Below are 13,968 nucleotides of genomic sequence, written 5' to 3'. Positions count from 1 at the left end.
GCCCAGTACTTGATTTGATCGAACAAGGCAACACAGTTGTTATCACGCACGGTAACGGCCCGCAAGTTGGTAATACTTTAATTAAAAACCAAATGGCTGAATCAGTTGTTCCAGCGTACCCGCTAGATGTATTGGACGCAGAAACGCAAGGAAACTTGGGTTACTTGATCCAACAAACATTCAGAAACAAAATGGTCGAACGTAATATCAACAGACCTATCGCGACAATCGTTACACAATCAGTTGTTTCTCAAGATGATCCAGCTTTCGCGAATCCAACGAAACCAATCGGGCCATTCTACACACAAGAAGAATTGGACAAAATCCTTGAAACAGAAAAAATCTCTTACATCGAGGACAGCGGACGTGGATACCGTCGTGTCGTAGCTTCTCCAAAACCAGTAACAATTGTTGAAAAAGATGCAATCGAAGCGCTGCTTGACAAAGAAATCACTGTCATTACAGCTGGCGGCGGCGGAATTCCTGTTGTTGAAGAAAACGGCGCACTAAAAGGTACAGACGCAGTTATCGATAAGGACTTCGCAAGTGCATTGCTTGCTGCGGAAGTAAAAGCAGACTACCTCTTCATCCTAACAGGCGTTGAGCAAGTGGCAATCCACTTCGGTACGCCGCAACAAGAAAACTTGTTTGAAATGACAGTTGAAGAAGCACTTCGTTATATGGAAGAAGGACACTTCCCGAAAGGAAGCATGGGTCCAAAAATCGAAGCAGCGATCATGTTCTTGGAAAAAGGCGGCAAAAACGTTGTCATCACATCCATGGACAAACTTCAAGATGCTCTTGACGGAAAAACAGGTACACGCGTAACACTATAATGTAACCAGAATGGTAGCTCTAGCAGCTGCCATTTTGTGCATTATCATTTTCTTGTATGAGAGGGAATGGTTCCACTGCAAGATGGGAAAATAAATATGATGACATGGACATTCAAAAAGGGGGTGTTTCGATGTCAGGCAATATTGACGACTATATTCAACAAGGGATGTATGGCACGAGACAAACAAAGCCAGACGAGCGTAGGAAGTTTCTTGGGACAATCCGTGAACGGATCGTCATCGCCCTTACAAAAGATCAAGTGAGAGAAAAAGGCATTTATAAACAAGTCGAGCAGGCCATAAAGGAAAATAGAAATGCTCGTCTGTATTTGAATGGAAATATAAACTACAAAGTGCTATCAAAATATACGAAAATCGCATCCAAATATGATGTGTCTTATACATTTGTCACAAATAAAAACAGTAAATCTGAAATCGGACTCGTCCTCGCATATGACCATGCTATAGATAAAGAAGAGATTTACGTAAAAAAGGAAGACCCACCCGCAAAACCACAAGAAAGAAAAAAGAAAGGCTTCTCCTCCATATTCTCAAAGCTATTTAAACCGATGTAGGCGGTGCCTGTGCAAGGAGTAATTATGACAATTCAACTTTTTGTATAATAATACTAAAGGAAGCCAACCGATAATTGAATCGAGTGGCTTCCTTATTTTTATTATACAATTGTAGTGTATAGTCAGAATTGCTTGCTGCACATGCACCGCTGCGAGGGGTTTGAATGATTGGCTGCCGATACTTCTGTTTGCTATTATTACATTGTATAACACTAAAATATTTCCAAGAGGTGAATCCGTAATGTACCGTACAGTAGAGGATTTTATAGAAGAATGGACGATTGCTTCTGTTGGGACTGCCAATATGATCAAAGCGATTACCGATGAAAAGCTCGATCAATCCATCGTAGCAGGTCATAGCACGCTTGGCTGGTTAGCATGGCATTTAGTCGGAGCAGCAGGCGCTTTTGGACAGTTTGCTGGATTTAACGTTCAGGGACCTGGTCATACCGACCCTCAACCAACAAGCGCTCAGGAAATTTCTAACGCATACGAAGCGCTTGCACAAGCCATTAAGGAAGAGGCATCGAAGCTTACTGACGAAGACATGCTTGGTGATGTAACAAGCTTTACAGGGCAAACGAAGCGTGGGAAGCTGTTGCGTGGCATGATTGATCACCAAACGCACCACCGCGGTCAAATGACAGTACTTCTTCGTCAAGCAGGGTTACCTGTACCGCCGGTTATGGGACCTACAAAGGAAATGACCATGTAATAAATCATCAAAACCGATTCTCTATCACATGATAGGGAATCGGCTTTTTTTATGCCTTATTCTTGTATTCTAATATTTGCTGCAAATACTGCTCAATCAGTTCTGCACTCCGAACTGACCCTAAATCAGTTAGAATTTGAATGGCCTGTTGGATCTTGGCGATTCCAATGTCCTGCTTGCCTGTTTTTATTTCATATGCACCATGTAACTGAAGTGCATGTACCCGTTCGAATAAATGACTTTCTGGCATAGCAAGAGTCTTAAGATAAGAGAAAAACTCTTTAACTTCAGCTTGGTATTCTAATTTTTTATCAAAATGATTAACAGGTCCCAATAAATAAGTGATGGTATTCATGATGATTGTAATGATGACGTCATTCACCTTCTTGTACTGACGATACCGTTCACTTTTTTCGTAAGCGATTCTCGATAGCTGTACCACCATTGTAGGCTGGAGAAATAGCATCGTTGCATTGTAAAGCATGAATTCATAATAACCCCATACTTCAACGCGAAAGAAGAAGTCTGATAAACGCTGAATATCCTCCTCATTCACTTCTTCATCGATTTCTTTCTTATTCACGATCATTTCAAAAATACGAATAAGCATGACGTTGTAGTGATATGTATTCACCTCTAGTTGCTTCCATTTTTTCATTTCCCGTTCTCTAAGTAGTTTTAATTCAACGGAATTCCTTTCGTTGTAAGCGGTGCCTACATCTTTGAAAAACTGCTCGAGTGAGTCAGTCAGAAAATCATTATGTATGTATAAAAACTCATCGAGATTTATCATTAGTTTTTCTAAAATCCTTGTGAATAGCCCAAGGGTGATGTCCGAATCACCACGTTCAAATTTTGATAGAAACGAAACAGAGCAAATCCCTTCAGCGAGTTCCTGCATACTTAATCCCTTTTGCTGACGAATTCCTCTCAAAGTTCCGCCATACGTTTTCATCCGATTTCCTCCTATCATCAAAATTAATTCCACTATATGAAAATTGTAAAAAGGATTGTATTTGTTCATTGTACACTGAAGACAGAAAAGTAAGAAGTTATTATTATAACCGAGGAGGCCAAGAAAATGGCGGGATACCAACATTATATCGTAAAAAACGGAACGATTATTGACGTGGAAAATGGCAATTCCTTTGTGGGTTCAATCGAAATAATCGGGAATGCTATTAATAGGGTTTTTTCATCCAATGAGGTTTTGGCTGAAGATATTTCCATTATCGATGCCAAAGGAAAATATATCATCCCAGGTTTACTAGATATGCATTGTCATATGCAGGAGAAATTCGCACCATATTTTTTAGCATCGGGAGTGACAACGGTTCGGATTACAGCAACAAATTTACTCATGATTGACAACTTGATTCATGCACCAATCGATGCGCCGACGCCTGCTGTTTATTCCGCGGATCGAATGATTGACGGCACTCCAGGACTCTGGGGACCGACTAGCGCTGGAAACTTCGTTACTGATGATCCTGAGGAAGCTAGAAAGGAAGTTAGACGACAGATAGGCGTAGGAGCGAAATTCATAAAAGTATATGGATGGGCAAACAGGGAAGTGATGTACGCAGCAGTTGACGAGGCGAAGAAGTTTAATGTGGAAGTCAGCTGTGATCTAATTCATTCAAAAGAGTTGAATGCCTTAGATGCAGCGCAAATTGGTGTTACTTGGTTTGAACACGCATCTGGATTTATACAAGCGCTTTATCCGGGTTGGTATCCATCAGCCAATCAAACGGAATGGAGTCATATTAATTGGGACACCCCTGATGAGAAAAAAATCAAAGAGCTTTGTGAACAAATGATCCACTATAATGTTAAGCTCTGCCCAACACTCGTTGTCAATGATCAAGTGGAGCAGTACCCGAACTATTGGTATCCGAAAAATAATGTAACCGAGTCACTCGAAAAGAATAATATACTCATTGAGCATTGGCGCAATTTGTCTGATCAAGTAGAAGTGATGAATGAGCAAATTGGTAAGCTCAACAATTTTACAAAAATGATTGCCAAAACGTATTTTGAACTCGGTGGTACGGTCGTTACAGGGACCGACACGCCGGCACTTATTTGGACCTTCCCGGGAATGGCGCTGCACAGGGAACTGGAACTGTTCGTCGAAATTGGATTTACAGAGATGGAAGCGCTACAGGCAGCGACAGTAAAGGCGGCACAATCTATCGGCTTGAATACGATTGGATCAATAAAAGAAGGGAATATTGCTGACCTTGTCATTCTAGATAATAATCCACTGGAGGATATTAAACATACAAAAGACATCCATCAGGTCATCAAGGGTGGAAAGGTTTATAAGCAAGAAAAAATCCTCGAACATGTACCAAGTGACGGATATATGGATCAGCGTTCACGTGAATTTCAAGAGAAATGGGAAGCAATTACTAGTTAAGGGTGTATTGTAACGGTGCCTTTGCAAGATAATATAGTTCACTGCAGAGGCACCTTTTTTCATCTATATAAGTTGAACTTATTATTTTACCTATTAACTTAGTTGATTGGAGTGCAGAGCGGCGACTCCCAGCGGGAACAGCGCGAGCTGAAGACCCCGCAGGAAAAGCCGTCACGAAGAACGGCTTTTGCGACCAAAAGCGCAGCGTTGGGAGCACATCCGAGGAGGCTGAAGCCGTGCCCGCGGAAAGCGTCCGCTCGGAACGGAAATCAACGGTTAGAAGAAGGTATTTATTTCAATTTATATAGACAAAACTGTTTTCAATTCGATCATGTCATTAATCACAAAATCGGCTTGAGCAAGCTCGTCTTCTTGTGCGAAATCAAAGTTGCATCCGATTGCCACTAAGCCATTATCTTTTGCGGCATTAATATCTGAGAGCCGATCTCCTACAACGGCTCCGTTTGTAATTGCATATTTCCCGATAATCTTTCCGACTAAATCCCCTTTATCGAGTGTTTCAATTTGCTGGATACTAAACGTTTCAGTCACCCAACGGTCCAAACGATAATGCTCCACAATCGCTTGTAAATATGCGGTTAACCCATTGCTTGCTATGTATATTGAATAATCATTCGCGGTAAGATATTCGAAGGTCTCCTTTACATTTGGATATAATGCCCCTTTTCCCGTTCTGATATTTTCAATCAATCTCTCCAAGAAGTAGGCATCTGTTTGTTCTCTCACTTCAATAGAATGCTCTGGTAATAAAGTCTCCCACACTTTTGGCAAAGGGACTCCCATGATACTACGGTACGCATCAAGAGGGGTTGCGCCGATCCATTCATCCATGGCGCGCAGATTTTCAAAAGCATCGTCAAGAGAAAGCTCTAAAATCGTATCTGTCTGAAATAATGTTCCGTCCATATCAAAAATAACTGATTGCACAATATCTTCTCCTTTCAATACACTACCCACGTTTATTATACAGAGAAGATAGGCGTAAGAGGATGAGGAAGTGGAAATAGATGAATACTAAGCGTGAATAGAATTGGAGGAATCACGATGATCGTCACAATCGAATGGACCTATACAACACGGAAAGGGCCGGAAACCGTCTTCCGTTCGGAGGAAATGAATGCGGCGGATGCTGTCCTGATCGCGGATGATTTGGAGAAGACCGGACGAACGAAACAAGTGAAGTTCCTTGACCGATTCGACAGCTATTGGACCATGAAGGAAATGAAGGGCTACTTGAAAGGAATCGAAACAGAACCGCATAATATTACCGTTTATTTTGACGGAGGGTTCGACCAAACTACGAAGGCGGCAGGTCTAGGCTGTGTCATTTATTATGATCAGAACGGAAAGTCATATCGTCTTAGAAGAAACGCAGCAGTCGAAGAACTCATTTCGAATAACGAGGCGGAATATGCTGCGCTGCATTTTTGCTTGCAAGAATTGGAGCTATTGAATGTCCATGATCTATCAGTTCAGTTCATTGGGGATTCACGTGTCGTCATTAATCATTTGAGCGAGGAATGGCCAGTCATTGAAGAGGGCTTGTTCAGTTGGGCTGATCGAATCGAAGCGAAAATGAATCAGCTTGGCATTCATCCGGAATATGTGCTAGTATCACGCAAAGCGAATGCTGAAGCGGATCGGCTTGCCGGCCAGGCATTAAAAGGAGTTGAGATCACAGAGACTAGTGAAAAAGCGTCGGAATAAAAAAAGTCCCCGATAGGGAACTAAGGCATTTCATATTCATCTATGTCAATTGCACTTTTTACAACTTTTACATTTAGAATTGTTTGCTCCGCATTTTTTACATTTTGCCACTCTATCACTCCTTTGCAAGCATATATTCAAATTTATTCAGTTGCATCCGGAATTATGCATGGATATGACGCATTCTCTGTTGTGTTTTTTGCAGGAATTATTACGGGTAAATGCTAGTCAGGATGGGAAGTCAGGATAGGTGGCTTCCTTTTTTTATTTGTAAGGCAAATGCCTTGAACAGCTGTTGCATAAAAGATGGTATACAATAGGGGAAATATAAATTATCCCTTGAACTTGCTAGGAACAGAAGGGGCACCAATCGTCAGAGCTGGAATTTTTAAATAGGTAAGAGAGATAGCTATGAGATAAGGAGAAAGACAATGCAAAAACTAACGAAAATATCAGATCGCCTTTATTATTTACCGCCTGTTCAAGAAACGGACCGCCCGATACTAGGAGCGTTAGTGGGAAAAGAAAAAACGATGCTCATTGATGCGGGGAATTCATCGCAGCACGCCAGCCTATTTTTACGGCAACTTGGGGAGATTGGGATTCAATCTGATCTGCTTGTCCTCACGCATTGGCATTGGGATCATGTCTTTGGAATGCATGAAATTCCCGTCCCGAGTATTTCATGTAAGGAGACAGCCGGAAAAATCAAAGAAATGCAGTCCCTCTCATGGGAGGACGAGGATTTGGATCAACGGGTAGAGGAAGGAACGGAAATCCCGTTTTGCGCGGATGCAATCAAGAAAGAGTTCGCAGAGGAGCGGAACATCCAAGTTCAGCTCCCAACGATTGTCTTCGAAAATGGGATGACCGTGGATCTGGGCGGACTGACTTGTGAAATCGAACACGTCGGCGGAGATCATTCAAGCGATTCCTGTGTCGTTTTCATCCCCGAAGAAAAGGCTTTATTTGTAGGAGATTGCCTCTATGCGAATTTGTACGCGGAAAAGTGGAATTACACAATTGAAAAAATATTGAAGCTCATTGGGCAACTGGAAAAATACGATGCGGATATCCATTTCCTTTCCCATCATCCAGCCCCTCTAACGAAAGACGCATTCAGCGCTTTTCTGCAACTACTGAAAAATACCGCCCTGCTCACCCAAAAGCACGCAGGCGACGAAACCGCCATTCAGCAAGAAATGACCCACAACCTACAACGCAACCTGAACGAAGAAGAACTCGAAACAATCACCTTCTTCGTCAACGGCTACTGAATTGTGCCGGTGCCTGTGCAAGATGCATTTATGACTATTCATCGTACTGGGTAAATATAAATAAATTTACTAGCGAAATACCGGCATAATAATAATTGGTTTATAATTATATTCAATTGTAGTCAATAAACTGAATAGTGTGATGCACAGGTACCGTTTTTATCGGGTTGTTTCCTGAAAGTCAATTCTCACTAGTTGGCCGGTTTTGGTGGTGAATGTGATGTGGACGAAGACGCCGAATTCATGGTGGTCGTCTTTTAGCCATAGCTTGAACTTTTCAATTGTTGTATCGTCTTTTGTTTCGCTCCCGATGTGCAAGTAGTCGATGATATTTGCCTCGGGATATTTTTGCTTTGTTTCTTTTACCGCAAGTTGGCCCCATTTGGCGTAAGCGGGTTCCTGTTGATGTTGTTGTACGGGTGTGAGTGTGGATATATGTGTTGCCGTTGCATAAACAGATATCGAAAGTCCAAGCGCGAAAATAAAATTCATCATGAAGTCTCAACTCCTTTTTTGCTCGATGTATGTAGGATGAGTCAAATGCTTGGATTCATGCTGTTCGTGCACGAATAATGATTACTAGATTGTAGGAATAGGGGCTGTAGCATTGAAAAGATTAGTCGTCATGACAGTCGGCAAGACGCATAGCGGGAAAACTACTTTTGCGCGGGCTTTGGAACAAAAGCTCGAGAACTCCATTGTGATGGATCAAGATAACAATGGGGAGTTTATTAATAGATACTACAAAAATTTGCAACCGAAAACAGGGCCAAATACACTTAAGCACGCCATCTCTAGACTGATTGTCGACTATGCGAAAGAACATAGCGATTGCCACCTCATTATATGCAATTCAAATCGAAGTCGGAAAGGTCGAGCATATTTGCTTGAACAGCTGTTTCCCAAAAATGAATTCATTCGTATCCTTGTCCATTTCGATTTGCCTGATCACATTCTTCATGCTCGCGTTGCGAATAGTCAACGTGATACGAGTATATTCAGAAGTGCTTCCAATTTTGTAGAAGTGCTTGATCGGCAAAATGCAAATTCATTGAACGAAGATGTTGCGGATCCTGCAGAGAGCGAAGCAGATCATTTATTCGTCATCAAAGACAGCGAGGAAGTAGATAGTGTCATCCAAAGAATTGTCATGATAGAAAAAGACATCGGCTAGTCGATGGTCAAGTATAGTTCCAAAGCGAATGGGAATGTTAAAGCCAACATATATCAAATGGAGGACTGGCGATGACAATCATTTGGCTGGGGAAATGCGCATCATGAAACATCTATTGCTTGTTGGCGCAATCATCTTGGCGTTGGGAAGTTTTGCAATCTTAAGCAATGCTAAGGTCCCCGTGAAAAATGAAGCGCTTTATCAACAAATCAAATCTTATAGTGAACAGCATGAAATCAAACCGATTGATGCGAAGGTGGATAGGGTTTGGAAAGCGATGCCGGGATACAATGGATTGCGTGTCGACACCCAAGCGAGTTATGAAAAAATGATGACTGCAGGAAAGTTCGACGAAACCAAGCTTGTTTTTGAAGAAGTGCCACCCGCTGTCCATTTGGACGACTTGGAGCCCCAGCCGATCTTCAGGGGGAATCCGGAAAAGCCAATGGTTTCTTTGCTCATCAATGTTGCTTGGGGGAATGAATATATCCCGCCCATTCTTAAAATCCTAAATGAACACGAAGTGAAAGCGACATTTTTCTTTGATGGCAGCTGGGTGAAAAACAATCCCGATTTGGCAATGAGGATCTACAATGAGGGCCATGAAATCGGCAACCATGCATATAGTCATCCCGATCTCCAGAAACGCTCCAGGGCAGAGACAAGGGAAGAGATAAAAAAGACGAATGCTGTCATTTTTGACACGCTATCTGTCCAGCCAAAGTGGTTTGGGCCGCCAAGCGGAAGCTTTAATCAGCAAACGGTCGAAGTTGCACATGAACTTGATATGAAAATGATCTTATGGACGGTCGATACAGTGGATTGGCGAAAACCTGAACCGTCCGAAATGGTAAGGCGCGTCGTCTCGAAAGTGGAAAATGGCTCCATGATTCTCATGCATCCAACTGACCCTGTCGCAAAAGGATTAGGGACCATGATCAATGATATTAAAGCGAAGGGGCTTCAGCTAGGAACAGTGAGCGACCTGATGAGTGAAAAACGAATTGATTAACAAAAAAGCCCGCATCTGACAGAAACTCCTCGTCGGATGCCGGGCTTTCATATTTTCAGCGTCATTTTTCTCCATAACCGAATTTGGAACCGTTCCAGAAGCGCCAGAAAAATGGTAAACTAGATAAGTTCTATTTTTATGAAGGAAGTGTTTACAATGATTGGACGTAATGATCCATGCCTTTGTGGCAGCGGGAAGAAATATAAGAAATGTTGTCAGTCGAAAGAGACTGTTACCGTTGAGACGGTTCAAATGGAAGAATTGGAAGGGATACTGCAGACGTTTTATGATGTGTATCCAGAGCGGAAGGATATCCCGGACTATTTGGAACTAGCGAATGAATGGAAACGTTCATTGGATACATATTTACCCGATGAAGAAATGATTGAAGCGATTGTGTTGGATGAATTCTTTTTCCATCATCGCCTGGACATTTGGACTGGGTACTTGGACAAACAGAAGAAAAAACAGTTGCGTCCTTCCGTTTTGCGGGTCATCGACACATGGCGGCAACCGCAAGCAACCATCGGGGAAGTGATTGATGTTGAAGATCATTACATTACCGTGAAATCGATTTTCACTAACGAAGTCATCCGGTTGCGACGGGAAAGTGAGAAGCCGGTGCCAGTCGGTGTCCACTTATTCTGCTTCATGTTGCCTGATGGTACAGGGGAGGATAATCAGCACTTGGCCGTATCAAGCTTAATCTTTTTCCCGACAGATCATGCGGATGTGTTCAAGGAATTTGCAGCTCAATTTGCGACGTATGCAGAACAGGATGTCAGCAAGTTCTTAAAAGAGAACGCGATGAATTTCTGGAAGCTGCTTGGTCAAAACGGATATCAAGGCGGCGAATTCACTGAGTTTGAAGCAGGCGTATTGCTCGATGCAATGGATTTTCTTGAAAAATATGACCGCATGTCTAGAAAACTTCTGGACGTCGTCGAAGACTTTTTAGTGGAACAACAGCCGAATGCGCGTAAAGAAACAGCGATTGCAGCTGGGGCGATCCGATTCGGTCAAGAGCATTCGTTTTTCGAGCCTCTTTCTATGACATTGAAAGAAATCGCCGAGTGGTTCGATGTTTCCCCTTCTTCCATGAATAAATATTACAAGGAATTGGATGCTTATTATAGCTCCAAAGTTATGAATTAATGAAAATACGGTCCACCTATTGCCTTTAAAAGCGGTAGGTGGATTTTTTAGAATCTTTCTTTATTGACGGAATATTGATAGTATTGATTTATTCAAAGGAAAAGGGGATGGGGAAAATGGCAATGCCGACACATATTGTAGCTTGCGGCGCGCTTGTTGATGACGGGGAAGGGAATCTCTTAATCGTGAAAACGCATCATGGCGGATGGGTGTTTCCAGGCGGCCAAGTCGAAGTGGGGGAGAACTTGATGGATGGCGTCATCCGTGAAGTGAAAGAGGAGAGCGGCATCGATGTGGAAGTGTCCCACCTGATTGGCGTGTACACGAATTCGGCCATTTATAAATGGTATGACGGAGTGACGGACGTCCCGACAAAAGTGATGTTTGACTTCGCTTGCAAGCCGATCGGCGGGGAACTTTGCACGTCGGAGGAAACGTCTGATTGCAAGTGGGTTCCTAAGGAAGAAGTATTAGAGTATATTACGCAACCCGCGATTCGCGCTCGGATTGAGGAATATTTCAAGTTTGAGGGGAATGTGGAGTATAAGGAATATGTTACACATCCGGAATTTGAAGTGAAATTGAGCAGGAAAGTATAACGTTTGCGGCTATATGTTGGTGCAGTTATGCGTGAAAAAATTGCTTTATGCGTCTTTCTGGCGATTTATGCGCACTTAATCACGTTTATGCGCAAGTTTGCGATTTTATGCGTGAATAAACGCTTTTATGCGTATCTGTAGGACTTGCTCTACAATACGGACGAAAGTACGAGTTTGCGAGTTTTCATTTACAATAAAAAATTCTTCGTCTATACTGATGGCAGCATAAATTATAACTACATACCGTTTTCTGCACTAGGGGTGCCCACTATTGGCTGAGATGCGAGCAACAGCTCCGATCCCTTATAACCCGATCAGGATAATACCTGCGTGGGGAAGTGTAGTGGCTTTCCGATTTTTCATATTGGAGAAGTGCTACATCTTCCGGGATGTAGTTTTTTTTATGAAAAATTTTCGGGAGGTCGAAGGAAATGGAATGTGGATTAAGTCCAATCGTCGGATTTCGTTTTTCATTATATCCGATGGCAGATGATTTTGTAAGTGTAATTAAAGGGGCACTGGAAAAGACGGATACGTCGAATGTATGGATGCATACGGATGATGTATCTACCGTCATTCGCGGTAAGCAAATCCATGTGTTCAACGTGGCAAAGGCGATTGCGTTGCATGCTGCGAAAACGGGTAAGCATATTGCGCTATCCGGGACTTTTTCGGCTGGATGCCCTGGCGATACAGCGGGTGATGTGTATTTGGACAAAGGCGAGAAGGTCGCGAATACGGATGCGACGAAGCAATATGTCTCCTCCCAATTTGCGCTCTATCCAATGAATAATCCAGCGTATATGGAGATCATTTATCGCGAAGTGGACCGGGCGAAGGAGCAGGGCGTGTTCAATGAATCGATGCATTATGCGAGTGGCATCCATGGGGATATCCATGATGTTTTCGCATTTTACGAGGAAGCTTTCAGTAATGCGTGTTCTGAAGAACATAAGCATTTGGTCATGACGGTTTCGATGAGCATTAACAGTCCGTCGCATGGAGGACTGTAACATGTTGAAGTCATGGAAGCTCAAAGAGGTCGTTCTTATGTCGCTGTTTTCGGTCGTGTTCGGGATTGTCTATTTGCTGTTTTTGCATGTCGGGAATATTTGGGCTGGGTTTATTGGCCCGATCGCCTATGAATGGATTTTCGGCATTTGGTTCATCGTGTCGATCATTTGCATGTATATCATTCGTAAACCAGGGGCGGCGGTCATTTCGGAAACGATTGCTGCAGCAGTCGAGGTGCTGTTAGGAAACGCGGTCGGTCCGCGCTTGATCCTTGCTGGTGTCATCCAAGGATTAGGCGCCGAGGCTGCTTTCGCTGCAACGCGCTATCGCAGATTTGATATATGGGTACTGATGCTGGCAGGGGTTGGCGCCTCGGTGTTCAGCTTCGTCTATGGCTACTTTTTAGGTGGATTCACAGTGTTCAGCACAGGTTATGTGCTACTTATGCTCGGCATCCGGATCGTCAGCGGAGCGGTTATTGCAGGTATTGGCGGCAAGGCGGTCGTCGATGGATTGCTTACAACGGGATCACTCCGTGGATATCCGATCGCACGTGCGAAAAAGGGTGAGGTTCGTGCGTGAATTGATCCGGTTTGATAACGTAAGTTTCCGCTATCCCGATGATGAGGATTGGATTTTTGAAGATCTTTCATTCTCCGTCGGGAGTGGCGAAAAGGTTGTCATTACGGGGCCGAGCGGGAGCGGCAAAACGACGATGCTCTATCTTTGCAACCGGTTGTATCCGGAAAACTGTGATGGCATCGTGAAAGGCTCTGTTACGTTATTCGAGAAAGAAAGTCAGTCCTATTCTCCTGGGGAAGTGAATCACCGGATTGCGACCGTTTTCCAAGATCCGGATGCACAATTCTGCATGCAGACTGTCGAAGAAGAGCTTGCGTTCACGCTTGAAAACTTAAATGTAGACCGTGAAGAAATGGATATGCGGATCCAGGACGTTTTGGAGCTGACAGGGTTGACTGAGTTCCGTCATTCCGTCATTCAAAAACTATCCGGCGGAGAAAAGCAGCGGATTGCGACAGCGTGTGCATTGATCATGGAGCCGGAAGTTCTTCTGCTCGATGAACCGATCTCCCATTTGGATCCGTATACAGCGAAGCAGTTTATTCGCTGGCTGGATGAACTTCAGAGGAAACGGTCTTTGACGGTTTTCGCGATCGAGCATCGGCTTGATTTATGGGACGATTTTTTTGATCGTGAAATTCCGTTGGAACAAACAGCGATCGTGAGTCCGCTGATGAAAAGAGCAAGCAGCAAACAGGAACTCCGGTCATTGGAAGTAAGCAGAGTTCGTACAGATTCATATTTGAATGACGTTTCCTTCACATTAACCAAAGGGGAAGTGGCAGTCCTTGCTGGCCCGAATGGAAGTGGCAAATCGACGTTACTGAAGGCATTATGCCAATTGATCCCTGCAAGTGGAGCTGTGCATCCCTCTAATTT

At 43.3% G+C, this 13,968-nt stretch carries 16 protein-coding genes and 1 riboswitch; of the genes, 13 read left to right on the top strand and 3 right to left on the bottom strand.

All coding sequences use genetic code 11. The features are described from left to right. From arcC to AWV70_RS10115, 3 genes are all read left to right on the top strand, one after another. Nucleotides 1-836 (top strand): carbamate kinase (gene arcC, locus AWV70_RS10125; protein ID WP_235588614.1); only part of this gene is annotated, 836 nt, incomplete at its 5' end. Between the two features lie 131 nt (nucleotides 837-967). Further along, nucleotides 968-1,411, top strand: coding sequence for a YueI family protein (locus tag AWV70_RS10120; RefSeq protein WP_060206692.1), 444 nt, complete (start codon nucleotides 968-970; stop codon nucleotides 1,409-1,411). A gap of 241 nt (nucleotides 1,412-1,652) precedes the next feature. Further along, nucleotides 1,653-2,126, top strand: a complete 474-nt coding sequence (locus AWV70_RS10115; protein WP_060206689.1) for a DinB family protein — start codon at nucleotides 1,653-1,655, stop codon at nucleotides 2,124-2,126. Nucleotides 2,127-2,175: 49 nt separating this feature from the next. Here AWV70_RS10115 and AWV70_RS10110 read toward each other — a convergent pair whose 3' ends face one another. Continuing rightward, complete coding sequence (locus AWV70_RS10110) at nucleotides 2,176-3,081, bottom strand: helix-turn-helix domain-containing protein (protein WP_060206681.1); 906 nt, start codon at nucleotides 3,079-3,081, stop codon at nucleotides 2,176-2,178. Nucleotides 3,082-3,207: 126 nt separating this feature from the next. Here AWV70_RS10110 and AWV70_RS10105 point away from each other — a divergent pair, with 126 nt between their 5' ends. Beyond that, nucleotides 3,208-4,548 carry an amidohydrolase family protein gene (locus AWV70_RS10105; protein ID WP_060206679.1) on the top strand — a complete coding sequence of 447 codons (1,341 nt, stop codon included), beginning with the start codon at nucleotides 3,208-3,210 and terminating at the stop codon, nucleotides 4,546-4,548. 300 nt (nucleotides 4,549-4,848) lie between these two features. Here AWV70_RS10105 and AWV70_RS10100 read toward each other — a convergent pair whose 3' ends face one another. Next, nucleotides 4,849-5,499: an HAD hydrolase-like protein gene (locus AWV70_RS10100; RefSeq protein ID WP_060206784.1), complete on the bottom strand. Its 651-nt coding sequence runs from the start codon at nucleotides 5,497-5,499 to the stop codon at nucleotides 4,849-4,851. Between the two features lie 114 nt (nucleotides 5,500-5,613). Here AWV70_RS10100 and AWV70_RS10095 point away from each other — a divergent pair, with 114 nt between their 5' ends. Further along, nucleotides 5,614-6,276, top strand: a complete 663-nt coding sequence (locus AWV70_RS10095; protein WP_060206676.1) for a reverse transcriptase-like protein — start codon at nucleotides 5,614-5,616, stop codon at nucleotides 6,274-6,276. Nucleotides 6,277-6,707: 431 nt separating this feature from the next. Next, on the top strand, nucleotides 6,708-7,553 hold the full coding sequence (locus tag AWV70_RS10090) for an MBL fold metallo-hydrolase (RefSeq protein ID WP_060206674.1): 846 nt from the start codon (nucleotides 6,708-6,710) through the stop codon (nucleotides 7,551-7,553). Nucleotides 7,554-7,712: 159 nt separating this feature from the next. Here AWV70_RS10090 and AWV70_RS10085 read toward each other — a convergent pair whose 3' ends face one another. Beyond that, nucleotides 7,713-8,048, bottom strand: coding sequence for a DUF3889 domain-containing protein (locus AWV70_RS10085; protein ID WP_060206673.1), 336 nt, complete (start codon nucleotides 8,046-8,048; stop codon nucleotides 7,713-7,715). A gap of 112 nt (nucleotides 8,049-8,160) precedes the next feature. Here AWV70_RS10085 and AWV70_RS10080 point away from each other — a divergent pair, with 112 nt between their 5' ends. The 7 genes from AWV70_RS10080 to AWV70_RS10050 all read left to right on the top strand — a co-directional run. After that, nucleotides 8,161-8,727, top strand: coding sequence for an AAA family ATPase (locus AWV70_RS10080; protein WP_060206671.1), 567 nt, complete (start codon nucleotides 8,161-8,163; stop codon nucleotides 8,725-8,727). A gap of 34 nt (nucleotides 8,728-8,761) precedes the next feature. Then, entirely contained in the window at nucleotides 8,762-9,739 is a 978-nt protein-coding gene (locus AWV70_RS10075; RefSeq protein ID WP_235588613.1) for a polysaccharide deacetylase family protein, read from the top strand. A 156-nt stretch (nucleotides 9,740-9,895) separates the two neighbouring features. Then, entirely contained in the window at nucleotides 9,896-10,894 is a 999-nt protein-coding gene (locus AWV70_RS10070) for a YecA family protein (RefSeq protein ID WP_060206668.1), read from the top strand. Between the two features lie 116 nt (nucleotides 10,895-11,010). Then, nucleotides 11,011-11,493, top strand: coding sequence for an NUDIX hydrolase (locus AWV70_RS10065; RefSeq protein WP_060206666.1), 483 nt, complete (start codon nucleotides 11,011-11,013; stop codon nucleotides 11,491-11,493). Between the two features lie 247 nt (nucleotides 11,494-11,740). Then, a riboswitch (TPP riboswitch) is annotated at nucleotides 11,741-11,847 on the top strand. A 77-nt stretch (nucleotides 11,848-11,924) separates the two neighbouring features. After that, entirely contained in the window at nucleotides 11,925-12,506 is a 582-nt protein-coding gene (locus AWV70_RS10060) for a YkoF family thiamine/hydroxymethylpyrimidine-binding protein (RefSeq protein ID WP_060206664.1), read from the top strand. Nucleotide 12,507: 1 nt separating this feature from the next. Then, entirely contained in the window at nucleotides 12,508-13,089 is a 582-nt protein-coding gene (locus tag AWV70_RS10055; protein WP_060206662.1) for an ECF transporter S component, read from the top strand. Further along, nucleotides 13,082-13,968, top strand: an 887-nt coding sequence (locus AWV70_RS10050; protein WP_235588612.1) for an ABC transporter ATP-binding protein, incomplete at its 3' end; no start/stop codon positions are given. The genes AWV70_RS10055 and AWV70_RS10050, both read left to right, overlap by 8 nt.

The sequence above is a fragment of the Sporosarcina koreensis genome (assembly GCF_001531445.1).
GTDB classification, from domain to species: domain Bacteria; phylum Bacillota; class Bacilli; order Bacillales_A; family Planococcaceae; genus Sporosarcina; species Sporosarcina koreensis_C.
This window is presented reverse-complemented; position numbering and strand designations above follow the sequence as displayed.

Excerpts from the sequence above, each read along its gene's own strand:
- AWV70_RS10120 (WP_060206692.1), top strand. The coding sequence starts at position 968 with ATGTCAGGCAATATTGACGACTATATTCAACAAGGGATGTATGGCACG.
- AWV70_RS10115 (WP_060206689.1), top strand. The coding sequence starts at position 1,653 with ATGTACCGTACAGTAGAGGATTTTATAGAAGAATGGACGATTGCTTCT.
- AWV70_RS10110 (WP_060206681.1), bottom strand. The coding sequence starts at position 3,081 with ATGAAAACGTATGGCGGAACTTTGAGAGGAATTCGTCAGCAAAAGGGA.
- AWV70_RS10105 (WP_060206679.1), top strand. The coding sequence starts at position 3,208 with ATGGCGGGATACCAACATTATATCGTAAAAAACGGAACGATTATTGAC.
- AWV70_RS10095 (WP_060206676.1), top strand. The coding sequence starts at position 5,614 with ATGATCGTCACAATCGAATGGACCTATACAACACGGAAAGGGCCGGAA.
- AWV70_RS10090 (WP_060206674.1), top strand. The coding sequence starts at position 6,708 with ATGCAAAAACTAACGAAAATATCAGATCGCCTTTATTATTTACCGCCT.
- AWV70_RS10085 (WP_060206673.1), bottom strand. The coding sequence starts at position 8,048 with ATGATGAATTTTATTTTCGCGCTTGGACTTTCGATATCTGTTTATGCA.
- AWV70_RS10075 (WP_235588613.1), top strand. The coding sequence starts at position 8,762 with ATGTTAAAGCCAACATATATCAAATGGAGGACTGGCGATGACAATCAT.
- AWV70_RS10070 (WP_060206668.1), top strand. The coding sequence starts at position 9,896 with ATGATTGGACGTAATGATCCATGCCTTTGTGGCAGCGGGAAGAAATAT.
- AWV70_RS10065 (WP_060206666.1), top strand. The coding sequence starts at position 11,011 with ATGGCAATGCCGACACATATTGTAGCTTGCGGCGCGCTTGTTGATGAC.
- AWV70_RS10060 (WP_060206664.1), top strand. The coding sequence starts at position 11,925 with ATGGAATGTGGATTAAGTCCAATCGTCGGATTTCGTTTTTCATTATAT.
- AWV70_RS10055 (WP_060206662.1), top strand. The coding sequence starts at position 12,508 with ATGTTGAAGTCATGGAAGCTCAAAGAGGTCGTTCTTATGTCGCTGTTT.